General features: G+C 68.1%; 27 protein-coding genes and 1 tRNA gene. 13 read left to right on the plus strand and 15 right to left on the minus strand.

Annotated elements, in window-relative coordinates; all coding sequences use genetic code 11:
* Nucleotides 1-59: 59 nt before the first annotated feature.
* The 3 genes from ACQP2E_RS34155 to ACQP2E_RS34165 all read left to right on the plus strand — a co-directional run bounded on the left by ACQP2E_RS34155 (nucleotide 60) and on the right by ACQP2E_RS34165 (nucleotide 1657).
* Nucleotides 60-863 carry a DUF3105 domain-containing protein gene (locus ACQP2E_RS34155; protein WP_433827096.1) on the plus strand — a complete coding sequence of 268 codons (804 nt, stop codon included), beginning with the start codon at nucleotides 60-62 and terminating at the stop codon, nucleotides 861-863.
* Nucleotides 860-1519, plus strand: coding sequence for a DUF305 domain-containing protein (locus ACQP2E_RS34160; RefSeq protein WP_433827097.1), 660 nt, complete (start codon nucleotides 860-862; stop codon nucleotides 1517-1519). The genes ACQP2E_RS34155 and ACQP2E_RS34160 overlap by 4 nt, the downstream gene beginning before the upstream one ends.
* 66 nt (nucleotides 1520-1585) lie before the next feature.
* A tRNA-Arg gene (locus ACQP2E_RS34165) sits at nucleotides 1586-1657 on the plus strand.
* A 161-nt stretch (nucleotides 1658-1818) separates the two neighbouring features.
* Here the strand turns inward: ACQP2E_RS34165 and ACQP2E_RS34170 are convergent.
* On the minus strand, nucleotides 1819-2571 hold the full coding sequence (locus ACQP2E_RS34170; protein WP_433827098.1) for an ABC transporter permease: 753 nt from the start codon (nucleotides 2569-2571) through the stop codon (nucleotides 1819-1821).
* 53 nt (nucleotides 2572-2624) lie between these two features.
* On the opposite strand from ACQP2E_RS34170, the gene ACQP2E_RS34175 reads away from it, so the two are divergent.
* Nucleotides 2625-3407 (plus strand): ABC transporter ATP-binding protein, encoded by a 783-nt coding sequence (locus ACQP2E_RS34175; RefSeq protein WP_433827099.1) that lies wholly within the window; start codon nucleotides 2625-2627, stop codon nucleotides 3405-3407.
* On the opposite strand, the gene ACQP2E_RS34180 is transcribed toward ACQP2E_RS34175, so the two are convergent.
* A complete protein-coding gene (locus ACQP2E_RS34180) occupies nucleotides 3388-4359 on the minus strand; it encodes an ABC transporter substrate-binding protein (protein WP_433827100.1) in 972 nt (323 codons plus the stop codon). The two genes, ACQP2E_RS34175 and ACQP2E_RS34180, sit on opposite strands and share 20 nt — an antisense overlap.
* 143 nt (nucleotides 4360-4502) lie before the next feature.
* Between ACQP2E_RS34180 and ACQP2E_RS34185 the strand changes: the two genes are divergently transcribed.
* The gene (locus tag ACQP2E_RS34185; protein ID WP_433827101.1) at nucleotides 4503-5432 is read left to right on the plus strand and encodes an LLM class F420-dependent oxidoreductase; all 930 of its coding nucleotides are present in this window, start codon (nucleotides 4503-4505) and stop codon (nucleotides 5430-5432) included.
* Here the strand turns inward: ACQP2E_RS34185 and glmS are convergent, their stop codons facing one another.
* Together glmS and ACQP2E_RS34195 are read right to left on the minus strand one after the other, a co-directional pair.
* Nucleotides 5433-7256: a glutamine--fructose-6-phosphate transaminase (isomerizing) gene (gene glmS, locus ACQP2E_RS34190; protein ID WP_433827102.1), complete on the minus strand. Its 1824-nt coding sequence runs from the start codon at nucleotides 7254-7256 to the stop codon at nucleotides 5433-5435. It abuts the gene before it with no gap.
* Nucleotides 7257-7351: 95 nt separating this feature from the next.
* A complete protein-coding gene (locus tag ACQP2E_RS34195; protein ID WP_433827103.1) occupies nucleotides 7352-9439 on the minus strand; it encodes a bifunctional polysaccharide deacetylase/glycosyltransferase family 2 protein in 2088 nt (695 codons plus the stop codon).
* A 178-nt stretch (nucleotides 9440-9617) separates the two neighbouring features.
* On the opposite strand from ACQP2E_RS34195, the gene ACQP2E_RS34200 reads away from it, so the two are divergent.
* Nucleotides 9618-10622: a glycosyl hydrolase gene (locus tag ACQP2E_RS34200; protein ID WP_433827104.1), complete on the plus strand. Its 1005-nt coding sequence runs from the start codon at nucleotides 9618-9620 to the stop codon at nucleotides 10620-10622.
* 8 nt (nucleotides 10623-10630) lie between these two features.
* Here ACQP2E_RS34200 and ACQP2E_RS34205 read toward each other — a convergent pair whose 3' ends face one another.
* The 4 genes from ACQP2E_RS34205 to ACQP2E_RS34220 all read right to left on the minus strand — a co-directional run bounded on the left by ACQP2E_RS34205 (nucleotide 10631) and on the right by ACQP2E_RS34220 (nucleotide 15179).
* Nucleotides 10631-10903, minus strand: coding sequence for a hypothetical protein (locus ACQP2E_RS34205; protein ID WP_433827105.1), 273 nt, complete (start codon nucleotides 10901-10903; stop codon nucleotides 10631-10633).
* A gap of 81 nt (nucleotides 10904-10984) precedes the next feature.
* Nucleotides 10985-12952, minus strand: coding sequence for a capsular polysaccharide synthesis protein (locus ACQP2E_RS34210; RefSeq protein ID WP_433827106.1), 1968 nt, complete (start codon nucleotides 12950-12952; stop codon nucleotides 10985-10987).
* Nucleotides 12953-13046: 94 nt separating this feature from the next.
* Nucleotides 13047-14654: a protein kinase domain-containing protein gene (locus ACQP2E_RS34215; protein WP_433827107.1), complete on the minus strand. Its 1608-nt coding sequence runs from the start codon at nucleotides 14652-14654 to the stop codon at nucleotides 13047-13049.
* Between the two features lie 171 nt (nucleotides 14655-14825).
* Nucleotides 14826-15179, minus strand: coding sequence for a nuclear transport factor 2 family protein (locus tag ACQP2E_RS34220; protein ID WP_433827108.1), 354 nt, complete (start codon nucleotides 15177-15179; stop codon nucleotides 14826-14828).
* A gap of 76 nt (nucleotides 15180-15255) precedes the next feature.
* Between ACQP2E_RS34220 and ACQP2E_RS34225 the strand changes: the two genes are divergently transcribed.
* From ACQP2E_RS34225 to ACQP2E_RS34235, 3 genes are read left to right on the plus strand one after another with little or no spacing between them, the layout of a single operon-like run.
* Nucleotides 15256-15699 carry a hypothetical protein gene (locus ACQP2E_RS34225; RefSeq protein ID WP_433827109.1) on the plus strand — a complete coding sequence of 148 codons (444 nt, stop codon included), beginning with the start codon at nucleotides 15256-15258 and terminating at the stop codon, nucleotides 15697-15699.
* A gap of 41 nt (nucleotides 15700-15740) precedes the next feature.
* Nucleotides 15741-16340, plus strand: coding sequence for a TetR/AcrR family transcriptional regulator (locus ACQP2E_RS34230; protein WP_433827110.1), 600 nt, complete (start codon nucleotides 15741-15743; stop codon nucleotides 16338-16340).
* The gene (locus ACQP2E_RS34235; protein ID WP_433827111.1) at nucleotides 16337-17887 is read left to right on the plus strand and encodes an MDR family MFS transporter; all 1551 of its coding nucleotides are present in this window, start codon (nucleotides 16337-16339) and stop codon (nucleotides 17885-17887) included. The genes ACQP2E_RS34230 and ACQP2E_RS34235 overlap by 4 nt, the downstream gene beginning before the upstream one ends.
* 194 nt (nucleotides 17888-18081) lie before the next feature.
* On the opposite strand, the gene ACQP2E_RS34240 is transcribed toward ACQP2E_RS34235, so the two are convergent.
* Nucleotides 18082-18438 (minus strand): STAS domain-containing protein, encoded by a 357-nt coding sequence (locus tag ACQP2E_RS34240; protein ID WP_111651818.1) that lies wholly within the window; start codon nucleotides 18436-18438, stop codon nucleotides 18082-18084.
* 289 nt (nucleotides 18439-18727) lie between these two features.
* Here ACQP2E_RS34240 and ACQP2E_RS34245 point away from each other — a divergent pair, with 289 nt between their 5' ends.
* Nucleotides 18728-19717 (plus strand): AraC family transcriptional regulator, encoded by a 990-nt coding sequence (locus ACQP2E_RS34245; protein WP_433827112.1) that lies wholly within the window; start codon nucleotides 18728-18730, stop codon nucleotides 19715-19717.
* Nucleotides 19718-19724: 7 nt separating this feature from the next.
* On the opposite strand, the gene ACQP2E_RS34250 is transcribed toward ACQP2E_RS34245, so the two are convergent.
* Entirely contained in the window at nucleotides 19725-20054 is a 330-nt protein-coding gene (locus tag ACQP2E_RS34250) for a hypothetical protein (RefSeq protein ID WP_433827113.1), read from the minus strand.
* 410 nt (nucleotides 20055-20464) lie between these two features.
* Here ACQP2E_RS34250 and ACQP2E_RS34255 point away from each other — a divergent pair, with 410 nt between their 5' ends.
* On the plus strand, nucleotides 20465-20611 hold the full coding sequence (locus tag ACQP2E_RS34255; RefSeq protein ID WP_245972757.1) for a hypothetical protein: 147 nt from the start codon (nucleotides 20465-20467) through the stop codon (nucleotides 20609-20611).
* A 3-nt stretch (nucleotides 20612-20614) separates the two neighbouring features.
* On the opposite strand, the gene ACQP2E_RS34260 is transcribed toward ACQP2E_RS34255, so the two are convergent.
* Nucleotides 20615-21511, minus strand: coding sequence for a Gfo/Idh/MocA family protein (locus tag ACQP2E_RS34260; RefSeq protein ID WP_433827114.1), 897 nt, complete (start codon nucleotides 21509-21511; stop codon nucleotides 20615-20617).
* 78 nt (nucleotides 21512-21589) lie between these two features.
* On the opposite strand from ACQP2E_RS34260, the gene ACQP2E_RS34265 reads away from it, so the two are divergent.
* Together ACQP2E_RS34265 and ACQP2E_RS34270 are read left to right on the plus strand one after the other, a co-directional pair.
* A complete protein-coding gene (locus ACQP2E_RS34265) occupies nucleotides 21590-21955 on the plus strand; it encodes a hypothetical protein (protein WP_433827115.1) in 366 nt (121 codons plus the stop codon).
* Nucleotides 21948-22394, plus strand: coding sequence for a hypothetical protein (locus tag ACQP2E_RS34270; protein WP_433827116.1), 447 nt, complete (start codon nucleotides 21948-21950; stop codon nucleotides 22392-22394). Before ACQP2E_RS34265 ends, ACQP2E_RS34270 begins: the two co-directional genes overlap by 8 nt.
* Here the strand turns inward: ACQP2E_RS34270 and ACQP2E_RS34275 are convergent.
* From ACQP2E_RS34275 to ACQP2E_RS34290, 4 genes are all read right to left on the minus strand, one after another.
* Complete coding sequence (locus ACQP2E_RS34275; protein WP_433827117.1) at nucleotides 22391-23854, minus strand: glutathionylspermidine synthase family protein; 1464 nt, start codon at nucleotides 23852-23854, stop codon at nucleotides 22391-22393. The two genes, ACQP2E_RS34270 and ACQP2E_RS34275, sit on opposite strands and share 4 nt — an antisense overlap.
* A gap of 3 nt (nucleotides 23855-23857) precedes the next feature.
* The gene (locus ACQP2E_RS34280; RefSeq protein ID WP_433827118.1) at nucleotides 23858-24268 is read right to left on the minus strand and encodes a hypothetical protein; all 411 of its coding nucleotides are present in this window, start codon (nucleotides 24266-24268) and stop codon (nucleotides 23858-23860) included.
* 35 nt (nucleotides 24269-24303) lie between these two features.
* Nucleotides 24304-25068 carry a 3-oxoacyl-ACP reductase FabG gene (fabG, locus tag ACQP2E_RS34285; RefSeq protein ID WP_111651809.1) on the minus strand — a complete coding sequence of 255 codons (765 nt, stop codon included), beginning with the start codon at nucleotides 25066-25068 and terminating at the stop codon, nucleotides 24304-24306.
* Between the two features lie 93 nt (nucleotides 25069-25161).
* Nucleotides 25162-26808, minus strand: a complete 1647-nt coding sequence (locus ACQP2E_RS34290; RefSeq protein ID WP_433827119.1) for an alpha-amylase family protein — start codon at nucleotides 26806-26808, stop codon at nucleotides 25162-25164.
* Nucleotides 26809-26814 lie beyond the last annotated feature (6 nt).

The raw sequence follows: 26814 nt of genomic DNA on the forward strand, positions 1-26814 counted from the left end.
GGCGTTCGGCGGCCACCCGAGCCCCGCCCCTTTCTCTTAATACGAATCGACGAGGCGCGATGAGCATGAGCACGCCGGGTCCCGAACGGGTCCCGTCCACTGTCAAGGTCGGCAAGACGACCGGCCAGGGCAAGCCCCCCGCGGACAAGCCGGGCGCGAGCCGGCCCGGGGCGAACCGCCCAGGTGGCAAGGGCGGTGCCAAGGGCAAGGGCCGCAAGCCGGTCACCCCGGTCAAGGTCAGTGGAGGCCGTAACTGGGGACCCATCGCGGTCACCGGCGCCGTGATCCTCATCGCCGCCGGCATCATCGGCTGGGGTGTCATCGCCTCCGTCCAGGGCAGCAAGCCCTGGGAGGAGCAGGTCGCCGCGATCGACGGCGTCGTGGATTACCGCGCACAGAAAAACGCGGCGATCGACGACCGGACCCACAAGGAGGGTCCGCAGACCTACGTGACGAACCCGCCGGTCGGTGGCGCACACAACAGCACCTGGCAGAACTGCATGGGCGACGTCTACACCGAGCCGATCGCCAACGAGCACGCGGTGCACAGCCTCGAGCACGGCGCGGTCTGGGTGACCTACAAGCAGGGCCTCGACGCCGCCCAGGTGGAGACGCTCCAGACGAAGGTCGAGGGCAAGGAGTACACCTTCATGTCCCCCATCGCGAACCTGGACAAGAACGTCTCGGTGCAGGTCTGGGGTTACCAGCTCAAGGTCGACAGCGCGGACGACAGCCGCATCGACGACTTCATCCGGATCGCCCGGGTCAAGGCCTCGATGGAGCCCGGCGCCGCCTGCTCCAGCGGTAACACGACAAGCGACCCGGTTCCGGCCGCCGCGGCCTCGGCCGGCGCCACCGGATGATCTCGGAGGTCCAGCCCTCCGCCTCGGACGCGTCGCCGGACGCGCCCGAGGCGGGTGGCACCCACACCTTCGGATACGTCGCGGTCGCCACCCTGCTGGTCGGCCTGATCCTCGGTCTCGGCGCCGGCCTGGTCGTCCCCGGCCTGCGTACACCGGGCACCGACTCGGTCGAGGCCGGCTTCCTGCGCGACATGTCCACGCACCATGCCCAGGCCGTCGAGATGGCGATGATCGCCCACACCGGCTCGGACACCCCGGACGTCATCACCCTCTCCGCGGACATCGCCACGACGCAGCAGGGCCAGATCGGATATATGCAGGCCTGGCTGCGCGACTGGGACCTCTCCCCCACCGGCACCGCCGAGCCGATGGCCTGGATCCCCGGTTCCGACGGCGCCATCGTGAATGGCCTGATGCCCGGCATGGCCACACCCGAGCAGATGGCCACGCTGCGCTCCGCCACCGGCAAGAACCTCGACATCCAGTTCCTCACCCTGATGCGGGCCCACCACGTCGGCGGCGTCCACATGGCCCAGGAGGCCATGGACCTCTCCGACAACGAGGACGTCGACTGGCTCGCGGAAAGCATGGTCACCGCCCAGCAGGGCGAGATCCAGCTGATCGACTCCCTGCTCAAGAAGGCCCAGGCAAGCTGACGAGCGACACCGCCGGAACCGGTTGGCAATGGTTCCGGCGGGCCTGCTAGGCTCCTTAATCACTGGGCCCCCGTAGCTCAGGGGATAGAGCGTCGCCCTCCGGAGGCGAAAGCGCAGGTTCGAATCCTGCCGGGGGCACGAGTCGGAGGCGGTTTGTGTCAGCGGATTGCGCTGACCTTGCCGCCTCGTTTTGTCTGCCGGGGGGCCGAGCCCCCCGAACCCCCCACGTTGCGGTGGGCACGCTTGGCCATTCTCTTGCGCTTCCCCCTTGGTACGCGCCCTTTGGTACGCGCTTCTGGCTACGAGGTTGTTTCTCGGGACCAGGGGAGGAGCAGGCGTTCCAGGGCTACCAGGGCGTAGTAGGACGCGATGCTCATCAGGGCCAGCAGGAAGATGCCGGCGAAGGCCAGGCCGGTTTGGATGTTGGCCTTTGCGGCCACGATGACGTATCCGATTCCGTCTCGGCCGCCGCCGATGAATTCGCCTACGACGGCGCCCACGAAGGCCAGGGAAATGGCCAGCTTCAGGCCGGTGAAGAATTGCGGGAGCGCCCACGGGACGCGCACCTTCAGGAATGTCTTCACGCGCGAAGCATCCAGGGAGCGGGTCAGCTCGATCAGGTCGGCCGGGGTGGAGCGCAGGCCGGCCACGGTGGACAGGACGATCGGGAAGAAGCAGAGCAGCACCACGACGAAGATCTTGGGCTGCATGCCGAAGCCGAACCACATCACCAGCATCGGGCCGATCGCGATCTTCGGAATGGCGTTGAAGCCGACCAGGACCGGGGAGACGGCCTGGTCGACGACGCGGGATGCGGAGATCGCCAGCGCCAGGGCCACACCGATGAAAACGGCGATGGCGAAGCCGGCCCAGACCTCGCGGAGCGTGTACCAGGATTGGGTCGCCAGGTATTCGGGCAGCCGGACCAGCTCGCTGCCGACCGTCTCCGGTGAGGGCACCACCTGCGGCGGTACGTCATGGATCCGGACCAGCAGGTACCAGGCGCCGATCAGGGCCAGCAGGAAGACGACGGGCAGAGCGACCGCGACCATCGTGACATTGATCCTTATGCTAAGTGTTCGGAGTGGACGGACAGGAGAACCCGATGATCCAGCTGGACGGCGTCTCGCGCACCTTCTCCGGCCGCCGGGGCACCGTGCAGGCTCTGAGTGGGATCGACCTCCGGGTCGAGCGGGGCGAGTTCGTGGCGGTGGTCGGCCGGTCCGGCTGCGGCAAGTCCACCCTGCTGCGCCTGGTCGCCGGACTGATCGCGCCGACCAGCGGGACGATCCAGGTCGGCGCGACGCCGGTGAAAAAGCCTCGCCGGGAGATCGCCATGCTGTTCCAGCGGCCCGCCCTGCTGCCCTGGCGCAACGTGCTGAGCAACGTCCTTTTCCCGGTGGAGATCTTCGGGTGGAAGCGGAAGGAGCACGTGGCGAAGGCCCGGGAGCTGCTCGACACGGCCGGCCTCGCGGGGTTCGAGAAGCAGATGCCGCACGAGCTCTCCGGCGGCATGCAGCAGCGGGTCTCGCTCTGCCGGGCGCTCATCCAGCAGCCGTCGGTGATGCTGATGGACGAGCCGTTCTCGGCGCTGGACGCGCTGACCCGCGAGGAACTCACCGTCGAGCTGCAGCGCATCCACGCCCGGGAACAGACCACCACGATCTTCGTGACCCACTCGATCGACGAGGCGGTGCTGCTCGCCGACCGGGTGGTGGTACTGAGCCCGCGGCCCGGTCGGATCGCGGAGATCGTGGAGATCGGCGTGCCCCGGCCGCGCAGCCTCGGGCAGAACGAGCACACCGAGGAACTGGCGCGCTGTTCTGCCCGGCTTCACGAGCTGCTGATGCACAACGAGGACCGGACCGTCACGCAGCCGGCTGGATGAACTCCGACGGCTTCTTCCCGGCCGGGATCGAGCCGGCACCGGCCAGGATCTCGATGACCCGGGCCACCCGCTCGTCGTCGAGGGCGCCGAGCTTTCCGGCGTCACCCCGGGCGTACGACGCCATGATCTCGAGTTCCTTCGCGGCGACCTCGGCGTCCGTCTCGGGCTGCGCCTTGTTCAGGATCTGACCGGCTTCGACGGGGTTCGCTATGGCGTACTCAAGGCCTTTGAGCAGTGCGGTGTTGAACTTGGCGGAGAGGGCGGGGTCGGTCTTTTCCGAGGTCAGCAGGAAGTTGCCGTAAAGGTCGGTGATCACGTCGCTGAACGGCAGCGAGACCGCGGCCTTGCCACCGGCGGCCTTTTCGATCAGCGGCTTGCCGACCACGAACTGGCCGATGACGTCGACCTTCTTGGCGGCGAGGGCGCCGGCAAGTTCACCAGCGTTGACCGGGACGATCTCCACCTTGCTCGCGTCGATGCCGGCGAGCTTCGCGTACGTCGGGAAGAGCAGCGTCGTGGTGGCGCCCGACTGGTCGCCCATCACCCGGCCTTCGAGGTCTTTCGGGGTGGTGATGCCGTACCCGTCGAGGGTCATGAAGCCGACCATCGACTTCTGCTGCACGGCGCTGACCGCGGTGATCCCGGTGACCTTGCCGGTCGCCTTGGTCAGGATGTATCCGGTCGAGTCCACCGGGGCGAAGTCGGCGGCGCCGGAGGCCAGCGCGGCCATGTTCTCGCCCGACCCGGTACCGATCGAGATCTCGACGTCCAGGCCCTGTTCGGCGAAGTAGCCCTTCTCGTCCGCGACGAACGCGTACGCCTCCCGGCCGAACGCGTTGAACGCGGTCAGGTACTTGACCTCGGCGAGGTCAGGCGAGGACGCGGAGTCACCGGACGAGGAAGAACATCCCGCCAACGCCAGAGCGGTCAGTACCGCAGCGATCTTTCGCATCGATATCGATCCCTCCCGTAAAACCGACAGGCTACGGAAATATCGATGTACGTAAGCGCTATCCAGGTAAAGAAACAGCAACGAAACGGTCAGCAGGGCAGCAACTACCGAGACGGACATGATTGCCGTTAATCTCTGCGGCCATGCGCGTCTGCATCTTCACCGAGCCACACCGAGGGGCCACCTACGACCAGCTGCTGCGTGCCGCCCTGCACGCCGAGGCAGCCGGTTACGAGGGCTTCTTCCGGGCTGATCACTATCTGCCGATGCACGCTTCGGACGGCTTTCCCGGCCCGACCGACTCCTGGGTGACGCTGGGCGCGATGGCCCGCGAGACCACCACTATCCGGCTCGGCACGCTGCTGACCTGCGCCACCTTCCGGCACCCCGCGGTCACCGCGATCAGCGTCGCGCAGGTCGACCAGATGAGCGGCGGACGGATCGATTTCGGTCTCGGCGCTGGGTGGTTCGGCCGGGAGCACGCCGCGTACGGAATCGAGTTCGGCACACCGCGCGAGCGATTCGACGTGCTGGAGGAGCAGCTCGAAGTGATCACCGGGCTGTGGTCCACGCCGGTCGGCGAACGGTTCTCGTACCAGGGCCGGATCTACCGCCTCGACGAGGCGCCCGCACTGCCGAAGCCGGTGCAGCAGCCCGGACCACCGGTGATCCTCGGCGGCCGCGGCAAGAAGCGCACCCCGGAGCTGGCCGCCCGGTTCGCCGACGAGTTCAACCTGCCGTTCACCAGGCTGGACCAGAGCGAGCAACTCTTCACGAGAGTCCGGGAAGCCTGCACGAAGCAGGGCCGGACCAGGCCGCTGACGCTGTCGGTCGGCATGGCGGTTGCCTGCGGCCGCACCGACGCCGAGGCGCGGAACAGACTGTCCACGATGCACGAGGCCTCGGCACTGCCCGACGAACCGACGATCACCGGCACTCCGGATCAGGTGGCCGACACGATCGGGAAATACGCGGAGCTCGGCGCCACCCGGATCTACATCCGGATGCGGGACCTCGACGACCTGGATCACCTGGATCTGCTGGCCGCCGAGGTTCTGCCGCGACTGACATAGCTACTCGACCGTCACCGACTTCGCCAGGTTCCGGGGCTGGTCGACGTCGTGCCCCCGAGCCGCAGCGATCTCACAAGCCAAGATCTGCATGGGTACGGTCGTCATCAGCGGAGCGAGCAACGCCGGTGTGACCGGCACCCGGATCACGTCGTCCGCGAACGGCACGATGGCCTCGTCGCCCTCCTCGGCGATCACGATGGTCCGGGCGCCACGAGCACGCACCTCCTGGATGTTCGAGACCACCTTGCCGTGCAGAGCGTCACCGGGAGCCGGCAGCACACAGATCACCGGCGTGCCCTCGTCGATCAGCGCGATCGGCCCGTGCTTGAGCTCGCCGGCCGCGAACCCCTCGGCGTGCATGTACGCGAGCTCCTTGAGCTTCAGCGCGCCTTCGAGAGCCACCGGATATCCGACGTGCCGCCCGATGAAGAGCACCTGCCGCGCGGTAGCGAGGTCGTACGCCAGCTCCCGGATCGCATCGGTACGCGCCAGCAACGCACGCAGCTGGTCCGGAACCGCGCGAAGGGCCGCCGCCACGTCAGCGTGGGAGAAACCGCGCGCCGCTCCCAAGCGCAGTCCCACCTGGTAACACGCGACGAGCTGGGTCAGGAAGGCCTTCGTCGAGGCGACCGCGATCTCCGGCCCGCCGTGCGTGTAGAGCACCGCATCCGACTCACGCGGGATCGTCGAACCGTTGGTGTTGCAGATCGCCAGCACCCGGGCGCCCTGCGCCTTGGCGTGCCGCAGTGCCATGAGCGTGTCCATGGTCTCGCCGGACTGACTGATAGCGATCACCAGAGTCGAGTCGTCCAGGATTGGGTCCTTGTACCGGAACTCGCTGGCCAGCTCGACATCACAGGGGATCCGCGCCCACTGCTCGATGGCGTATCCGGCGACCATCCCGGCGTGATAAGCCGTTCCGCAGGCGATGATCACGACCTTCCGCACCTCGTCGAGAGAGAGGTCGGGGAAGCGGGACAGCAGCGTGTCGGCGACCGCCTGCGGCTGCTCGGCGATCTCCTTGAGCATGTAGAAGTCGTAGCCGCCCTTCTCGGCGGCCGCGAGGTTCCAGTCGACCACGAACGCGGTCCCGCTCGCCGGCGTGCCGTCGAACCCGGTGATCTCCACTGAGTCCGGGGTGATCAGCACGACTTGGTCCTGGCCCAGCTCGATCGCTTCCCGGGTGTGTTCCATGAACGCCGAGACGTCGCTGGCCAGGAAGTTCTCCCCATTGCCGCGGCCGACCACGAGCGGCGAGTTGCGCCGGGCGGCAACCACCGCGCCCGGGACATCCGGTGAGGTCGCGAGCAGCGTGAAAGCGCCTTCGAGCTGGCCCGCCACCAGACGCATGGCCTCGGCAAGCAGAGCGGGACCCTCCAGAGACCCGCGCAGCGCGCGCATCTCCGCGGCCATCAGATGAGCGGCCACCTCGGTGTCGGTGTCGCTGCGGAACGCCACTCCGTCCGCTTCCAGCGACGCGCGGAGAGCGGCGAAGTTCTCGATGATGCCATTGTGGATCACTGCGACCCGGCCGTCGGCCGAGACGTGCGGATGGGCGTTCCGATCGGTCGGTCCGCCGTGCGTTGCCCAGCGGGTGTGACCGATTCCGGTCATCCCGATGTCGAACCCGGTGTCGATCCGCTCGGCGAGCGCCTTCTCCAGGTTGATCAGCTTCCCGGCCGCTTTCTCCACGGCCAGGCCGGAGACGTCGTCGACGATGGCGACGCCCGCCGAGTCGTAGCCGCGGTACTCCAGGCGCCGCAGTCCGTCCATCACGATGTCAAGGGCCGGTCGTCCGCCGGCGTATCCCACGATTCCGCACATGCCAGCAAAGGTAGAAACGCTGGGGGCTGGATTTGCTGTGCGAAATCAGTGGATCAGCCCAGAATGATTCCCCCCAAAAGGGCATGAAACCGCCGTCAGGACGGTCCGTCTCCGGTGGGAAGCCGCGATCCCATCAGCGCGTTGAGGCCGCCCGTCCGGCGCAGCTTCTGCCATCCGAGGCGGATCCCGCCGACCGCCGCGAGCACCGACTGGATCAGCACGAGGTACATCAGCTGCCGGTAGACGAACTGCTGCAACGGCAGCCGCCAGAGCGGTTTCAGCGACTCGTGGTCGAGGCGGAACGCGTACAGGGTGCTGATCAGCTGGACGCCGAGCATGCCGAGCCAGGCGATCACCGTGGTCACCGGGTCCAGGAAGATCAGGCCGTAGACCAGGAAGACGTCGATCAGCGGTGAGAGCAGCGGCAGCAGCGTCTGGAACACGGCCAGGTTGAGCAGGCCACGGCGGCCGAACTTGCCGCCCGCGCCCTTCTCGAACAGCGCCCGGCGGTGCTTCCACATCGCCTGCATGGTGCCGTAACTCCACCGGTACCGCTGGCGCCAGAGCTGCGACATGGTCGACGGCGCCTCGGTCCAGGCGCGGGCCCGCTCCTCGTAGACGACCCGCCAGCCGGCCCGGATGATGGCGATGGTGAGGTCGGTGTCCTCCGCCAGGGTGTCGTCGGACAGGCCGTTCACCTGCTGCAACGCCTCGCGGCGGAAAGCGCCGATGGCACCCGGGACGGTTGCCATGCAGCGCATCACGTCGTACGCGCGCCGGTCGATGCTGAAGCCGACGACGTACTCGATGTGCTGCCAGATGGCGATCATGGTGTTCCGGTTGGCGACCTTCGCGTTGCCGGCCACCGCACCGATCTCCGCGGAGGCGAACGGTTGCACGAGAAGGCGTACGGTGTCCGGTTCGAAGACCGTGTCGCCGTCCATCATCACGACCACCTCGGTGGTCGCGTGCGCGATGCCGTTGTTCAGAGCCGCCGACTTGCCGCCGTTCGGCTGGCGGACCACTGTGACGTTCTCGTACCCGAGCCCTTCGGCGATCTCGGCGGTGCCGTCGTCCGAACCGTCGTCCACCACGACGACCCGGATCGGATGAGTGCTCGCCACCAGCGACCGGAGGGTGTCGGCGATGCACTCCTTCTCGTTGTACGCCGGGACGATCACGGTGACCGGCTCGGTGTACGGCTGCCCCCAGATCGCGTCGCCGTTCCGATATCGCCGGGCGTGCCGGCGCCCGAGGGCCAGCATCAGCACCAGACGCAGCACCGTGATCACGCCGAGGACCAGCAGCAGCACGGAGAACCAGACGGTCGCGTTCGTAGCGACCTGCACGGCGCTGACGATGCCGAGCCCGAGCACCCACTCCTCGGTGGTGGCGGCCGGGTTCACAGTGTTCATCCCGGTCAGCGCGGAGACCGTGGTGAACGTGTACCCGGCGTCCTTCAGCGAGGGAATGACCGTCCGTAAGGCGGCAGCGGTCTTGGACCGGTTGCCGCCGCCGTCGTGGAAGAGCAGGACCGCGCCGGCGCCGTCGTCCGGGGTGACCGCCTCGACGATGTCGGCGTTCGTGACGTCCTCTTCCCAGTCACGGCTGTCCAGGTCGTTCACGACGGTGAGATAGCCGCGCTCGCCCATCTCCTCCATCACGGCCCAGTTGGTGTTGTCCAGCGCCGCGACCGTCGACGAGTACGGCGGCCGGAAGATCACGCTGGTCACCCCGGCCGCGCCGGCCAGGGCGTACTGGGTCTCCTGCATCTCCACCGAGCGCCGCCAGTCGTTCTTGGTCGACATGTCCGGGTGGGTGTACGTGTGGATCCCGATCTCGTGCCCGCCGTCCAGGACCTCCTTCGTCAGGCCCGGGTACTTGCTGATCTCCGCGCCGATCATGAAGAAGGTGGCGGGTACGTCGTACTCGGCCAGCACGTCCAGGATCTCCGGGGTGTACTCCGGGCTGGGGCCGTCGTCGAAGGTCAGCACGATCTGGTAATCGCCGGCGTCCACGGTCGTCGTGGTGTCACCGTCGGTCTGGATGATCGGGCCACCGCTCAGCGCCTCGTCCGGGACCTGGTCGGTATCCGAGGTGGACTCGACCGCGCCGTCCTGGGCGAACTCGCCCTGCACGATGCCGTTCACCAGCAGCAGGCTGGCGAAGAGGACGAGCACCACGGACAGGACTATCCAGCGTGGGCGGGGCACCGGGATTCGCCGCCGGGCAGGCGCTGGACGCGTCTCGACGGACACCGACATCCCCCTTGCCGTAGACCTGGCTCAAACCCCCTATCGGCCGCGAACGGGATTCGCTGAGCACCGGAATTCGGCGCGATGAGTACGGCATAGTGCGAAGGTGCAGCACAAACGGCTCGCCGGCCTCACCGCCTCTGTCCTGTTGCTCGCCAGCGGTTGCTCCGGAGACGGGGACGAGGCCGACACGACAACCACCACCTCACCCGCCGTCGCGTCCAGCACCTCGGCCACCACCGAGACGCCGGATGTCGCGCCGTACATCGACATCGTCAGCGGCACGGTGGACGTCGACGAGGTGAACGAGAAGACCGGGCAGAAGGACTTCACGATCGCATTCGTGCTGGCCGACAGCGCCGGCTCGTGCACCGCGACCTGGGGTGGCACCAAGGCCATCACCGACAGCACCATCCAGGCCGCGATCGCGAAGATCAAGGCACTGGACGGTGACATGGTCGTCTCCACCGGCGGGGCCACCGGCACCTATCTGGAGAGCGTCTGTACGGCGGACGAGCTGGCCACCGCGTACGCGTCAGCGCTGGACGCGGCCGGCAGCAACGCCCTCGACGTGGACATCGAACAGACGATCACCGCGGCGACGGTGACCCAGGCGCTCAGCACGCTCCAGGCGGATCGCGGCACTGCGATCACGCTCACCGTCCCGGTCGGCGGGACCGTGCTCGGGCTGACCGACACCAGCATCGCCCTGTTGCAGAGCGCGAAGGACGCCGGCCTGGACGTCACGGTCAACGCCATGACGATGAACTTCACCGAGGAGGACGACTGGGGCACGTCGATGACCACGGCCACCGAGGCGGTGGTCGCGGACGTCAAGTCGGTCTGGACGGACCTCAGCGACACCGAGGCGTACGCGATGCTCGGCGTCACGCCGATGATCGGGGTCAACGACACCGGGCCGATCACGGAGACTTCGGACGCACAGACGCTGCTCGACTACGCCGAGGAGAAAGGGCTGGGCTTCGTCCGGTTCTGGTCGGTCAACCGGGACAACGGCGACTGCGCGACAGGTGAGGTGGAGGCGGCGTGCAGCGGAATCACGCAGGACGCGTACGCATTCACCAAACTGTTCGTAGATTTCGGGAAATAACGGAAAAATTAGGAAGAGCTGGCGGAGTTCGACGCCGAAGCTGACGACGATGTCGTGGCTGACGTCGACACCGACGCCTTCGTCGACAATCCGGAATCCGCGGCCTGCACCACGCTCGCGCCGACCACCCCGATGTAAATTGCCGCGAACAACGCCACGAAAAACCCGAGAACCGCAAGCAGTCGCTTGCGGCGGCCCGTGGAATCGACGAATACCTGAACCCCTGCCGCCTCTTCCACCGGCGCCACCGCACTACGTATCACTTTTTGCATGAGAAACACATTAGGAATTCAACCTACGAGTTTCCTATGCGCGCTCACAATTAACTCTGTGTAAAAAATTGACAATTAGCAAGAATGCAATTACGGAAGGTCACCGCGGATGACCCGGGACAGGTACGACTCGCTACGCAGCTCGTGAGCTTGGTATTTATAGCGCAGCTTGTGCGCGAAGGCGCCCTCGATCACCGTCTGGTACTCATCCGGGTCGTACGCGTCGAGCATCACGCTCTGCAACGCATGGGGCGGTTTCGAATTAAGCCGCAGCCCCGCTTCCCAATCGGCGCGGAAACGGTCATCGAGGTGATGAAGCATCTCGAAGACATGATGCATGAGGAAATAGTCGATAAGTTCGCCACGCTTTTCCCACCACAGGAAACAGGCGGCCCGCCACAGGTGTACGGCATAACTGCCGGGCCGGGCGGCCAGGAACCAGCTGGAGATGTACGGCCCGGTGTAGTTGAAAGCGAACAGGCTGCTCTGCTGCAGCGCGCGGGTGATGTGCGGGCGCAGCGGCTCGGAGACCAGGCAGGTCCCGTCCACCCAGATCCCGCCGAACTTCTCCAGCAGCAGCAGCCGCAGCAGGTCGGAGAAGTGCGTCCGGTTGCCGTCCAGCGCGTCCAGCAGATCAGGCGGCACGTCCACGTACGCGGCGATGTTGGCGTCGGTCAGCTCGTGCACCCGGCTGGCCGGGTTGTTCGCCCGCAGCGCGTCGAGGCAGGCCCGCACGACCGGCGGGGCCGACTCGAAGCCCTGCGCCCAGTACACGAAGATCGGCTGGTCGAAGGAGCTGACCACCGGCCGGGCCAGCCGCTGCTCGGCCTGGGTACGGATCTGGCCGAGGTTCTCCGCGATGAAGACGCCGAGCTCACGACGTGCCCCGTACGACTTCACGTCGAGGTCGAGCACGGCCGGCCCGTCGAACGGCAGCTTCGTGTCGTGCGCCAGCGCCGCCCGCGTGGTGCGCTTGCTGTCCTCACGGCGCTTCAGCTTGTCGTACGCGAACGCCAGCGCGTACCCCCGCTCCCACGCCTCCGGCTGCTTCGTGACCGCGGTGCGCAGCAGCTTCTCGGCAGCCGCCCACTTGTGCTCGGCGAGCGCGAGCCGCCCGAGCTCGTACGCGGCCGAGCCGTCCGGGTCGCCGGCCTTGACCACCTTGCGCAGCGCCTTGAGCGCGGTCTCCTGGTCGCCGCCGGCCAGCGCGATCCGCGCGGTCGTCAACTTGTCGCCGCTGACCTGCTTGCGCAGGAAGGCGGCCTCCTCGGTGACGCCGGCCCGGGCCAGCCGGACCGCTTCCGCGGCGATCTCGGCGGACGCGGCTTCCAGCGAGACCTGCAGGGTGCGGCGGGACGGCGACGAGTCCGGCTCACCGGTCCACTCGAAGACGTGGAAGTCGGTGGCCGGGGTCGAACCGTCGAAGTGGTCCACCGCCTGAGTCGTCTCGGTGAGCGAGTAGTCGTACCAGTAGACGACGCCGTTGCCCGCTGACATGCCGCTGTGCAGCCGGATCCAGGCGGCTTTCGCCGTCGCCGGGATCGTGAACGTGACGCTGATCCGGTGGTGGCCGAACTCGTTGCGGGCCGGAGCGGACTGGGCGAGAGTCCACTTCACCGCCTCGTCGACGATGCAACCTGGCACCAGCCGCAGCGCCGCCGCGTTCAGCGTGCCGGTGAGCGGTTCCGGCAGGAAGACCGAGATGCTCGCCGTGTAGGTGCCGCCGGCGCGCAGGCCGAGGCGGAACTCACCAGCGGCGTTGCGCCCGCCCGGCGCGATGTGCGTGTCGTTGTTGGCGCCGACACCCTCGACCCGGGCGCCGCGCACCCCGGCCAGGCCCGGCACGTCGGCGAACTCGCACGAGTTGTGGGAGTGCACATAGACGCCGCCGGCCTCGAACGGCCGGTCCGGCGCACCCCGGAAACCGGGGTCGGGCACCAGGTTGACGACGGACGGCGCGACGACCGGCGGTGGCGGCGGGGTGGGACGCAGCCGGCGGCGAGCCGCGGCCCGCACCCGGCCGAGGCTGCTTCTGAGCGTATTAGCGGTCGCCGTCATCGATGTCCCTTTCGCCCGGCCGTGACGGGCCAGTCTAGCCAGTGTGCCCACGCAGCGTGACGGCGAATCCGAACGCGTCTCGCCACCGGTCCGGTCACAGCGGAAGCACGACCGCGGAGGGCCGATCACCGAAGCAGGTGACCGTCATCCGGTACCGCGCCCGCTCGCTCTTGAACACCACAGCGGTGGTCAGAGCGGGTCCGGGATCGACGCTGTCCACGGCGAATCCCTCGTTCGGTTCCCAGGCGAGCAACTCGGCGCCGTCCTCGACGCATCGCGCGAGCACCGTGCCGCCCGGCGACTCCAGCCGGGTGCCGTCCGGCGCGGGTTCCTCGACGGGTGCCGGCTCGCTCTCGCTGGGGCTCGGCGACGGCGAGATCACCTCACCGGAGGGTGCCGGCGCGGGCACCGACGAGACCGTTCCGGACGCCGCCGGGCCCAGTGAGCCGACCGATTCGGGCACCCTGCCGGGCACGATCACCGGCGCCGCGGGCCTGGTCCCGCCGCGTCCGCCGGGCGACGCGGAGGTCACGCTCGGTGACACCGAGGGGGGAACAACCGCGCCGGGCGCGGCTTCCGGTTCGCCTCCGGCTTCCGGCCAGAGGAAAGCCAGGGCGATCAGCACTGCCACCAGCCCGCCGCCGGCCAGGACCTTCTTGCGCTTCCACCACTGGGGTACGGAAGAAAGCCCACCCGCATCGACACCAGCGCTGCCACTCGCAGCCGGGGCGCCAGTGGACGCCGGACGGGTAACCGGAACCGTGGCCTCACGCAGCATCGTCGCGCCGTCGAAACCCGCACCCGATCCTGGTGCGGCCGGCGCGCCGGGAACCGAGGGGACCGCCTGCTCCTCCCGTACACCCGGGATGTTGATCTTTGAAGCGGTCGCGGCCTCGGCCGCGTCGCCCAGAGTGGCTGACACCTCGGCCGCGTCCGGACGATCGGCGGGATTCTTCGCGAGGCAGCGGTCGACCAGGTCGGCGATCGTGTCCGGGACGCCGGGCACCGGCGGCAGCGGGTCCGGCTCCAGGTAGACGTGCGCGCTGAGCATCTGTGTGGTGGTCTCCACGCTCCACGGCGCGATCCCGGCGAGCAGGCGGTAGAGCAGCACACCGAGCGCGTACATGTCCGAGGCCGGCTCGATCGCGCCGCCGGTGAGTCGCTCCGGCGCGAGGTACGCGGGTGTGCCGAGCAGCGCGTCCTCGGGCGAGGCGGGACCGACGACCGCGGCGATGCCGAAATCCACCACCTTCGCGCCGGCCGGGGTGACCATGACGTTGGCGAGCTTGATGTCGCGATGCACGAGCCCGTCGGCGTGCGCCACCGCGAGCGCCGCGGCGATCTCCCCGCAGATCCGGAAAACCGTCCGCGGCGGAATCGGACCCCGCGCCACCCGCTGTTGCAGCGTCGGCCCGTTGATCAATTCCATCACCACGTACGGAACCGGCTGACCGTTCTCGTGGGATTCCCCGAAATCGTAGATCTGCGCGATGTTCGGATGCGAGAGGGTGGCCGCGGCCCGCGCCTCGTGCAGGATCCGGGCCCGGAAGCGATCGTCGTCCGCATATCTCCCGGCCAGCACCTTCACCGCCACCGGGCGGTTGAGCACCTCGTCGAGAGCGCGCCAGACCACGGCCATCCCGCCCCGGCCGAGTTCGTTCAACAGCCGGTACCGGTTGCCGAGTTTCCGATCCTCCTCCACCCGACGCAGTGTGCCGAAAGGCCGGGGAAATAGCACATCCGAGAATCCTCGAACGCTATTCACTTTCGAGTTTGTGCGACTTACCGGCTCTTTCCATCTTGCGGCTATCGCCCGTTAGGGTGACGGCTCCCGCATCCACCACTCACGGCTCCTGCATCCACCCCTCACGGCTCACGGCTCCTGCATCCACCACTCGGTGAACTGGCGTGCCTGTCCGGTGTGGTCGAGCCGCAGCACCCAGAGGTTGCGGAAGACGCGGTCCGGATAGGTCGTCGTCGCCTCGATGATCGCGAGTTCCTCGGTGATGATCAGCGGGTGCCAGGCGAAGGTGGTGCTGCCCGGATCGTCCTGGTGCTCCAGCCAGCCGGCGACGATCGCCTCCCGGCCGACCCAGGGTTTCGCGTACGGCTCGGTGAAGTACGCGGCGTCGTCGGCGAAGAGATCGCGGATGTCGTCCGGCGCGTTCGACTCCCAGGCCTTGCGGTAGTTGTCCACCCAGGCCGTCACCGCGTCCAGGTTCGTCATTCCCGCTCCCCTCGCCACCGGCGCCTTTCATCCTGCCGTTCCATCCTGCCGTGTCATCCCACCGTAGAGTCGCCGCATGAACAACAGCTGGCGTCCCCTGCCGCCGCCGGCCCGGCCGATCGCGGCGGCCACGGCCGAGGCCGTGACGGCGATTCGCGAGGGCAACGAGCCCAGCGGCGACCTGGGTGCGCAGGATCCGGCGCAGACCGGGCTGATCCTCGGGACGGTAGTTCGCCTGCTGCTGGAGGACGGTAATCCGGACGGGCTCACCGCTGACGATGTGCGTACCGCGCTGGCCGGATGCGTACGCTCCTGGCCGGCCGCCGACCCGCAGGTGGTGCTCTGGCTGCTGGCCGGCGCCCTCGGCGTGCTCGAAGAGGACGGCTCGCCGGCCCCGAAACCGGACGTGCTGGCCCGGCACGCGGTCGCGCTGATCAATCACCTGCTCGCCGGCCGCCCGGTCGAGCCCTGGCTGACCGCGGCCCTGGCCGAGATCCAGCGGGCCCAGCTCCACGATTAAAACTTTGCAGTTTCTGCAAAGTTTTCGGTAGCCTCCCTCGGGTGCTTCGTGAGGCCAAACGCCGGCAGACCCGGCTCGACCTGATCATCGCCGCATTGCGCCTGGTGGACGCGAGCGGCGCCGACCGGGTGACCGTCGACGAGATCGCCGCGGCGGCCGGGGTCTCGCAGCGGACCTTCTTCAACTACTTCGCCACCAAGGAGGACGCCCTCGTCGGCGACCCCCTGGAGGGCTGCACCGACCTGCGTGCCCTGCTGCTCGCCGCGCCACCGGACCAGCCGCTGCTGGACGCCCTGCTCGACGCGCTCGCCCCGGTGTTGCAGCAGATCGACGACGACCGCGAACTCTGGCTGCTGCGGATGCGGGTGATCCAGCACAACCCGCAGCTGCTGCCGTTGCTGATCGCCGCGGCCGCCACCGCCGAGCAGCAGTTCGCCGAGGCCGTTGCCGAACGCGGCGCGCTGCCTCCGGATCACCCCTTCCCGGCCGTGGTGGCCGCCGCCACGAACGGCGCCGTGCGGGTCGCAGTGATCCGCTGGGCCGCCGGCGACGACCCTCGCCCTCTCGAACAACACGTACGCGAAGCCTTCGGCATGCTCGCCGGAGGCCTGGTCCTACCCCACATACCGAGGAACGCATGACAGTCGCCACCCCCGCACGCATGTCTCACCGAGAGGTCGTGCAAGCCCTGTCCGGGCTGATGCTCGGCATGTTCGTGAGCATCCTGGCCTCCACCGTCGTCGCCAATGCCCTGCCCCGGATCATCGCCGACCTCGGTGGCAGCCAGTCCGTCTACACCTGGATCGTCACCACCGAGCTGCTCGCCATGACGGCCACCGTCCCGCTCTGGGGCAAGATGGCCGACCTCTACAGCAAGAAGCTGCTGATTCAGCTCTCCCTCGGTCTCTTCGTGGCCGGTTCGCTGATCGCCGGACTCACCCCGAACGTCGAGGTCCTGCTGGTCAGCCGGGCCGTCCAGGGTGTCGGCGCGGGCGGCATGACGGCCCTCGCGATGATCGTGATGGCCGCGATGATCCCGCCCCGCGAGCTGGGCCGGTACTCCGGCATGTTCGGCGCGGTCTTCGGCGTCGGCACCATCGCCGGTCCGCTGATCGGCGGTGTCCTGGTCGACACGTCCTGGCTGGGCTGGCGCTGGTGCTTCCTGATCGGTGTGCCGTTCAGCCTGATCGCCATCGCGCTGCTGCAGAAAACCCTGCACCTGCCGGTGGTCCGCCGCGAGGTCACCATCGACTGGTTCGGCGCGCTGCTCATCACGTCCGGCGTCAGTACCCTGCTGATCTGGTCGACGCTGGCCGGCGACAAGTTCGACTGGGCGTCCTGGCAGACCGCGGCACTGGTCGCCGCCGGGCTCGCGCTCCTGGCACTCGCCGTCCTGGTGGAGTCCCGGGCCAAGGAGCCGATCATCCCGCTCGGGATCTTCCGGCACCGCACGGTCACCCTCGCGATCGTCGCGAGCGTGCTGGTCGGCGTCGCCATGTTCGGCGGCACCGTCTTCCTCTCCCAGTACTTCCAGATCTCGCTCGGCAAGTCGCCGACCGTCGCCGGCCTGATGGGCCTCCCGATGATCTTCGGCCTGCTGATCTCGTCGACCGTGGCCGGCGCGCTGATCACCAAGTACGGCAAGTGGAAGGGCTTCCTGGTCGCCGGCGCGATCATCATGACCGCCGGCATGCTGCTGCTCAGCACGATCGGCGCGGACACCAGCGTGCCGGTGATCTCGGTGTTCATGGCCGTGCTCGGTGTCGGCGTCGGCATGCTCATGCAGAACCTGATCCTCGCCGCGCAGAACGACGTACCCGCCGCCGAGCTCGGCGCCACCACGTCGGCGCTGACGTTCTTCCGCAGCATGGGCGGCTCGATCGGCGTGAGCGCGCTCGGCGCGGTGCTGACCCACAAGGTCACCGCGCTGTTCGCCGAGAAGTTCGGCGCTGCCGGCGGCGGTGGGACCGCACAGGTGCCGGACATCTCCACGCTGCCGCCGGAGGTCCTGACCGTGGTCCAGGAGATCTACGGCACGGCGACCGCCGAGCTGTTCATGGTCGGTGCGCCGGTCGCGTTCCTCGCCGTGATCGCGGTCGTCTTCATCAAGGAGAAGCCGCTGTCCACGCTCTCCGGTGAGGAACGACGCGCACAGGAGGAGGAGACCGCCGCTACCGCTGCGGTCTGATCAGAATCGGTCGGCTGCTCGCTCCATGGGATGAATGAATCCGTCCCGGGAGGGCCACCGTGTCCGCGTTGCGGGCGCGGTGGCCTGCTGCCTTTCCGGCGCTCCAAGAGGGCCTTACAGCGGGCTCAGGAAGGCTTTCCGGCGGGCCTCAGGAAGGCTTTCCGGCGGGCCTCAGGAAGGCTTTCCGGCGGGCCTCAGGAAGGGCGCAGGCCGACCTGGGTGCGCGGGGTGGGCGGCTCGGCACAACCCAGGAGCCCGACCAGCCCGGAGACCCAGAGCTGCCGGTACACCGTCGCGCTCGGGTGACTCACCACGAGCTTGATGCCGCTGGCGGCCGCGGTATGGAAACAGGCCACCAGGATGCCGATCCCGATGCTGTCGATCAGCATCACCCGTTGAAGATCAAGATTGATCTTGCTGGGAGTCATGCCTGTCAGCACGTCGTTGACCGCGTCGCGCATCACATGCGCGTTGTCCAGATCGATCTCACCGCTGGGTGCGATCTCGACAGTCCCGTCGGCCAGCTGGCGGGTCGTGATCGGCAGATACACAGCTGCCCTCTTCCTGGCATCGAGCCGGAGCTGACGCCGACTTCCGCGGGACTTCGGTGCGCCGGCCCTGTAACGGTCGTACGCGTACAAGCGTTCGCTGGGGTGGCACCGACCGGAAACCGCGTTCCTACAACAATCCGCTGGTCTGCAAGTTACGCCACGTAGGCGCGGAACGCCAGAGTAGTTCATATGGCCGGAATGTGCGGTATCGGTCACTGCGCGGCGGCCACGTTGACTGTCGACAGAGTAGAACCGAATACTCACCGTATGCGATGGAGCACCGGACGGCATGGCTGATGGCCCGGCCCGCACCCCTTCGGGGCCGGGAACCGTCTACTTCGACAGCGTCGATGTGGTTCGCGCCCGGGACATCCTGAATCGTTTTTACCCCCCGATGTCGATCGGCATCCCGGACGGCGGCGAGCTGAAACTGGGCGTGGAAATGATCCAACTCGGACCGCTGACCGTCGGGCACCTGACTTTTGAAGGTTCCGCCACACTTGTTTCCCCGCAGGCCGAGGCCTATCACGTGACGCTACCCACGGCAGGGCTGGTCCGGGCACGGCGCGACGGCCGTGAGGTCACCGCCTCACCCGCCACGGCGCTCGCGTTCCGGCCCGGCGACCGGATGTACATGCGGCACGAACCGCACTCCGCCGAGCTCGACGTCCGGATCGAACAATGGGCACTGGAGAGTGAACTTGCCGGGCTTCTGGGTCACCCGGTCGAAGGACCGATCGACCTGGCGCCGACGTTCGACCTGACCGGCGGGCCGGCACACAGCTGGAGCCGGCTTGTCCGGCTGCTGCACGACGAGCTGGAGCACGAGACCAGCCTGATCCACCAGCCGCTCATCGCCGAGCAGCTGTGCAGCAGCGTGCTCAGCGGCCTGCTGCTCAGCGTCCCCCACCGGTACCACCAGGAACTCGTCTCACCGGCCGGCAGCGGCCCTCCGCGCGCCGTCCAGCGCGCCGTCGAGGCCATCCACGAGGAGCCGGAACGCGCCTTCACGGTCCGGGACCTCGCCGGGGTCGCCGGGATGAGCGTGCGATCGCTCCAGGAGGGTTTCCGCAGGCACGTCGGCTGCGCGCCGATGACGTACCTCCAGCAGCTGCGCCTGAACCGGGTACGTGAGGCGCTGCTCGACGGTGATCCCGCGCGGGTCACGGTGGCGGCCGTGGCACATCGCTGGGGATTCGCCCACCTGGGCAGGTTCGCGTCGGCGTACCGGGAGCGGTTCGGCGAATCGCCGTCCGAGACGCTGCGTCAGCCCGGCTGAGAGCTCGCTATTCCCCCGGATCCCCGCATCTGCGGGGCTGCGGCACCCCGTTCACCCGCGCCGGGACGGCACCTAAAAGGTGTCCGCGCGACGGGGTCCAGTCCCGCCAGGGCCCGAGGCGGGGTGGCACCGCCACCATGTCGCCGTCGTTCGCGCCGCGCTGACCCCGCAGGAACGCGGCCACCCGCTCGGCGGAGGATTCCGCGCTGCGAGCCAGGCTCAGCAGCTGGTTCCGATCAACTTCGTCGTTCGCCGCTCGCTGCAAGAGCGCGACGATGCCGGCCAAGGCCTGCGCCGCGTCTGATGCGTCCCGCTCGGCGTCCCATCGGCCGGTCACGGCCGCACTCCCCCGGCGGTCATGCCGTACCGCATCTCAGCCTTGGTTGCGAGTCGCCCTGCCCTGGTTCCCAGTCCGTCATGCAATGCGTTCCCCTCACCCCCGCACGCCTCCGGGGCGCCGCCCACAGCCTTGTCCGGCAGTGACCGGACCTCCGACCCGGATGAGCGTGACAGCCGAAAATGTATTCGGCTCACTACTAAGCGTCCATCCGTAACGCGCAGGTTCTGTCCAGTTAGCGCTCAGTTCGGGCATTCGGCCCGCGCGGGGCGGCTACCCCTGGTAGACGATCTGAAAACAGGTAACCCGTACGGGATAAGCACTCGCTTTCGGAAAACAGTGAAACCACGGAAATCACGGTGGGGGTAACAATGCATCAGACAGGCAATCCGGACCATCCCGGAGAACCGTTGATCCGAACCGGCGCCGAGCAGCCGTGGGATCCGGAGGATCTGGCCGTCGCGCAGGGCAGGTATCCGACGCCGGAGAACGTCGCCCGGGCCAAGGCCGAGCTGGAGCGGGACGGCGCGGCAGCGATCGAGCGCACCGTCCCGTAATGCTCATCGCAGCGTGACGGTGACCCCGTCGCGCAGGGCCGTCTCGGCGGCCACGAGCACGGCGGTCACATCGGCGCCGAAGCGGACGTCGCAGGACGGCGACGCGCCGCCGGCGGCCGCCGCGAGCAGCTGGTCGACGGCGCGGCCGAGAGCCTCGTCCGGGCTCCACCGCGCCCTCGGCACCGTCAGAAGACCGGCCTCACCGGCGAAGACGGCCTCTTCGCGAGCCGAGGCCTCGGGCGCGTCGACGGCAAGCGTGAGCCGGCTGATCGCACCGCCGGCGTGCCGCAGCACCACGTGGGTGATGTCGCGCGGACCGGCCATCGCGGCCACCTCGGTGACCGGGCCGAGCACCGGCACCACCAGGGCCAGCGCGTGCGGGCCGACGTCCCAGAGGCCGCCACGCTCACGCCGCCACGGTGAGGCGCCGAACGGATTGTCCGGCGTGAAGATCGAGCCGAGGTGGTCGACGCGAGCCTCGGTCCAGCCACCCGTCGCCGCCGCCTCGGTCACGAAAGCATCGAGTTCGGGCGTGAACCGGCGGGTGAAGAAGACCACCGACGCCAGCTTGCGGGCCGCGACGGCCGCCGCGACAGCTTCGGCGTCCTCGGTACGCAGGGCCACCGGCTTGTCCAGCACCAGATGCCGGCCCGCCTCGGCGGCGCGCAGGGCGAGCGGCGCCTGGACGTCCGGCGGCAGCGCGATCGCTACGGCGTCCACGTCACCGATCAGGGAGTCGATGTCGGAATACGCGCGCGTCTCGAATTTGCCGGCGAGCTCCGCGGCCTTGGCCGAATCCCGGCCCCAGACTCCGGTGAATTCCACTTCTGGGTGAGCGGCCAGAGCCGGCGCGTGCGCCAGATGCGCCCACGGACCCGTACCGAACAAACCGAATCGCACCGGACGTCACCCCTGTTCTTCTTGTGATCTCCGGAGGCGGAAGTTACCAGCCCTTCGGCACATCAGTAACCTGGCCGGGTGAACGGTCCCCTGTCGGTCGCGACGATCGTCGCCGCCTTGATCCTCGCGGTCTGGTACCTCCTGCGCACGGCGCTCGACCGCGCGCCCAGCCGGTTCGACCTGCTGGCCTCGGTGGCACTCAGCGCCCTGGTCACGGTACTCGTCGTGGTCGCCGTGATCGGCCTCTTCGACGGCAGCCGCCCGCACGACACCGCGACCTTCGTGGGTTACCTGTTCACCACAATCGCGTTCGCTCCGACCGCGATCGTGCTGGCCCGGATGGAGCCGACCCGCTGGGGCAGCCTCATCCTCGGTGTCGGCGCTCTCGTCCTACCCGTTCTCGTGCTGCGGTTGCAGCAGATCGCGTCGGTGCCCCTTGCCTGAGGACATCCTGCCGGAAAATCGTGCCACCACCACCGCCCGGCCCCGCGACGCCGCGCTGAACAGCGGGCTCGGCCGGGTCCTGCTACTGGTCTACGGCATCTTCGCGCTGTCGGCGAGCGCCCGGGCCCTGGTCCAGATCAGCACGCACTTCTCCGAGGCGCCGCTGGCGTACCTGCTTTCCGCGGTGGCCGGCCTGGTCTACATCGCCGCCACCGTGGGCCTGGCCCGGGGCGGTGTCCGTGGCCGGATGATCGCCCTGGTCAGCTGCAGCATCGAGCTGATCGGCGTGCTCGTCGTCGGCACGCTCAGCGTCGTCGACGCGGTGGCGTTCCCGGACGACACCGTCTGGTCACACTTCGGCAGCGGGTACGGGTACGTCCCCCTGGTGCTGCCGTTCGTGGGCCTCTGGTGGATCTGGAACCACCGGCCGGCCGGCTAGTTCTTGCCCTCGACCACGTGCGGGATGAAGTTGCAGATGTTCGTGGTGACCAGGCCGGCGGTGCCCACGCCCTCACGGATGCCCATGCCGGCCGGCTCGCCGTCGATCAGCCAGGAGCCGATCACCGGGTGCACGGTGCCCTCCAGCGACTCGAACGACGGCAGCTCGCGGAGCTCCTGCACGATGTAGCGGCCGTCGGACCCGTATTCCGAGGGGTTGCCGACGATCGTTTCGCCGTCGCGGACCAGGGTCACCGAGCCGCCTTCACGGCCCCAGACGGGCTTTTTCGCGTACGAAGTCAGTTTTGAAGCCGCGGTGGCTTCGGCGAAGTAGGCGGGCAGCAGGTATTTGCCCCGCTCCGGGTCGTCGCCGAAGAGCATCCACAGCACCGGCAGCAGCGCCTTGTTGCCGAGCAGCGCGGCCTTGTACGGCGGCTCGATCCAGACGGTGCCGCGTTTCTCCGGGTCGGCCATGTTCCGGAAGAAGGCCTTGCCGCCCTCCTCGTGCCAGAACCATTCCCACGGGTACAGCATGAAGATCACGTCGATGGGCTCGGCCTCGTGCTCCTTGCCCGGCGCGGGGACGAACAGCACCCGGTCGCCGGCCACGTCCCAGCCGATCTGGCTCATCGCGATCAGCTCGACCGGGTAACCGGCCTCCTCCGCCGTCGCCATCAGGTAGGCGACGTTCATCCGGTCTTCCCCGGAGGTCTCGCTCGTCTCGTACGCAAAAAAGATCTTGGGCTTCTCGGGCAGCCAGGTGCGCGCCTCGCGCAGCTTGCCGATGTTGCGCCGCCAGGCGCCGGGGTCGCCCGGCTCCCCGGGGACGGCGTCCCAGCCGACCAGTCGTTCGTGTATCGAATTCCACTGCCGCCACGGGTGATCGGTCAGGCCGGTCTGATCCATCCAGTGCCACTGGATGACCGCGGCCTCGACCAGCGAGGTCGGCGTCTGCGCGTTGAATTCCAGCAGGCGCGGGACGCTCCCGGAGCCGTTGTACCAGAAGTCGAAGCGGCCGTAGACGCTCGGCGACCAGTCCGGTGTCTGCATCGGCAGCCGCATGTCCGGATCTTTGTCGTAGTGCGTCCACGTGTCCGGGTCGCCGTCGTACCAGGTCCGGATGATCTGCTCGTGCGTGTACTCGGGCACGCCGATCCGGGCGAGGTAGCAGGTCTCGGCCGAGCAGATGGACTCGAAGTAACCCCGCTTGCGGCCCTCCACGGTCCGCCTCGGGCACTGCTTGACCATCCACTCGCCGGCCTCGATGCACATCTCGTACAGCGTGGCGGTCGCTGTCTCCAGCTCCTCGATCTCCGCCGCGGCGAAGTCGTAGTACGGCCCCTCCTGCCAGTACGACTGCATCGAGCCGTCCGGCAGTTCGGTGTCGTTGTACGTCAGCCCGAGGCTGAAGTTGGTGAGCTGCCAGCCGTCCCGAACCGGCCCGTACGCGATCCGCCGCACGACTCAGCCGCCCGACTTCGACGCGGACTTGCCGCCGCTGGTGCCGCTGCCGCCCTTGCCGACAACGCTGGTCTTGACCGTGCCATTGGTGATCTTGCCAGTCGCCGGCAGGCCGAACTTCGACCGGGACGCGGCGTCGTTGTACGCGAACTTGGAACCACCGGACGGCAGCTTCTGGCCCACCGGGTAGCCACGGCTGTAACCGGAGCTGTGCCAGATGAAGAAGCCGGCCCCACCGTGGTACGAGTCATCGTCGTCGCAGTAGTCCTCGTCGACGACCACGCCGTTCGCATCGGCGCAGTAGAAACCCTCGTCCACGTACTCGTCGTTGTCGCATGCCGCCGCTCCCCCCGCGGCCAGCAGAAGAAATGTGCTGGTCAGCGACACGCTGCGGGAACTCATGCGTCGGTTCATGATTTCTTTGTAACTCTTCTCAGCAAGTTGCCAACTCAGTCTTTCGGCCCGCCGGCCACATAAATGACCTGTCCCGTCACGAATCCGGCGCCTTCACTGGCGAGGAACGAGACGGTGTGCGCCACGTCGGCCGGTCGGCCCGCGCGCGCCACCGGGATCGTGGCGACCGTGGCCTTCTCGAAGTCGGCGAAGTCCACCCCGACCCGCGCCGCCGTGGCGCGGGTCATGTCGGTGACGATGAAGCCCGGCGCCACCGCGTTCGCGGTGATGCCGAATTTGCCCAGTTCAATCGCCAGGGTCTTGGTGAAACCCTGGATCCCTGCCTTCGCGGCAGCGTAGTTGGCCTGGCCCCGATTGCCGAGCGCGGAGGTGCTGGAGAGGCTGACGATGCGGCCGAACCCGGCGTCGACCATGTGTTTCTGCACCGCTTTGCTGAACAGGAAGGCGCCACGCAGGTGGACCGCCATCACGGTGTCCCAGTCGTCCTCGGTCATCTTGAAGAGCAGGTTGTCGCGCAGAACCCCGGCGTTGTTGACCAGGACGCTCGGCGGGCCGAGCTCAGTCACCACCCGCTCCACAGCGGCGGTGACCTGCGCCGAGTCGGCAACGTCGGCGCCGATGGCGACCGCGGTGCCACCGGCGTCGTGGATCGCCGTCACGGTATTGGCGCACGCGCCCTCGTCGAGGTCGACGACCGCGACGGCAAGGCCGTCCGCGGCCAGCCTCAGGGCGATGGCCTCACCGATGCCGCGTGCGGCTCCGGTCACGATGGCCACCCGGCTCGGTTCGGACTGCGACATTGCGGCCTCCGGGATGTGAATCAGCTGCCCTTGCGGCAGGCCCACCAGGGAAATGTGATCTTCACTGCTCCTGCGGGCCGACTCTAGCGGGCATCAGACCGTTCTGCGCAGGCGGATCCACCGGTAGCCATGGCCCTCGACCTGGATCGCGTCCAGCTTGCCGGGTTCCGGATATTCCTGGTCGGCCAGCACGTCGTTCGGGAACTCCGCCTCGCCGGCCAGGCTGCTCAGGTCGACCACACCGGCCTCTTTGCCGAGGTTGTGCACGAACACGACGGTCCCGGAAGCGTCGTCCGCACGGTGCACCAGGACGCCACGCGGCACCGGCACGTCGACGTGGGTGCAGGTGCCGCCGCCGACCTCGGGCGTCTCGCGCAGCGTCCGGATCATCCGCTCGAACCAGGAGAGCAGCGATTTCGCATCGTGCCGCTGCTGGGTGACGTTGACCTTCTCGAAGCCGTACTCACCGCCGGAGATCACCGGCCGGCCGATCTTCGACGGGTCCGCGGTGCTGAAACCGCCGTTCGGCAGCAGCGACCACTGCATCGGCGTGCGGATCGCGTCACGGCCGTTGAGCGACAGGTCGTCGCCCATGCCGATTTCCTCGCCGTACCGCAGGACCGGGGTGCCACGCAGGCTGAACTGCAACGAGTAGGCCAGCTCCAGCCACCGCCGGTCGTTGCCGAGCATCGGCGCGAGCCGCCGCCGGATGCCCCGGCCGTAGAGCTGCATGTTCTCGTCCGGACCGAACTTGTCGAAGACGTCCTTGCGCTGCTCGGCGGTGAGCCGCGACAGGTCGATCTCGTCGTGGTTGCGGATGAACGTGGCCCACTGCCCGCCGGCCGGGAGCTTCGGCGTGTCCCGCAGCGCGTCGATGATCTGCTCCGGGTCCTCCCGGGCCAGGCCGAGCACCAGTTTCGCGTTGAGCATGAAGTCGAAGAGCATGTGGATCCGGTTGCCGGACCCACCGTCGTCACCGAAGAACTTGGTCAGCTGATCGGGCTCCACATTGGCCTCGGCGAGCAGGACCGCGTCGCCCTTGCGCCACTGCACGTGCTGCCGCAGCTCGGTCAGGAACTCCATGTCCTTCGGCGAGTTCGGATTGCCCGGCTCGGTCTCCTCGATGATGAACGGCACCGCGTCCATCCGGAACCCGGCGACACCGAGCTGGAGCCAGAACGAGCAGATCTTCTTGATCTCCTCTCGGACCTCCGGGTTCTTGATGTTGAGGTCCGGCTGGAACTTGTAGAACCGGTGGTAGAACCAGAGCTTCGCGGTCCGGTCGTAGGACCACGTCTCGTCCTGCTCACCGGGGAAGACCATGCCCTGGTTGCGGTCCGCCGGAGCGGTCTCGCTCCAGACATACCAATCCCGGTACGGCGAATCGGGCGACGACCGGGCCGACTGGAACCACGGGTGCTGGTCCGAGGTGTGGTTGACCACCAGATCGATGATCACCTTGATGCCCCGGTTGCCGGCCTGGTGCAGCAGCTCGGCGAAGTCACCGAGGTTTCCGAACCGCGGGTCGACGTTGTAGAAGTCGGACGCGTCGTAACCGTCGTCGAGACCCGGCGAGGGGTGGATCGGGTTCAGCCAGAGGCAGGTCACACCCAGCCGCGCCAGGTAGTCCAGGCGGCCGATCAGGCCCCGGATGTCACCGCACCCGTCACCGTCCGAGTCCGCGAAGGAGTCGATGTCGAGACAGTAGACGACAGCCTTTTCGTACCACCGGTCACTCATGGCCCT

The organism is Actinoplanes sp. CA-015351, assembly GCF_050955685.1.
Classification (GTDB): domain Bacteria; phylum Actinomycetota; class Actinomycetes; order Mycobacteriales; family Micromonosporaceae; genus Actinoplanes.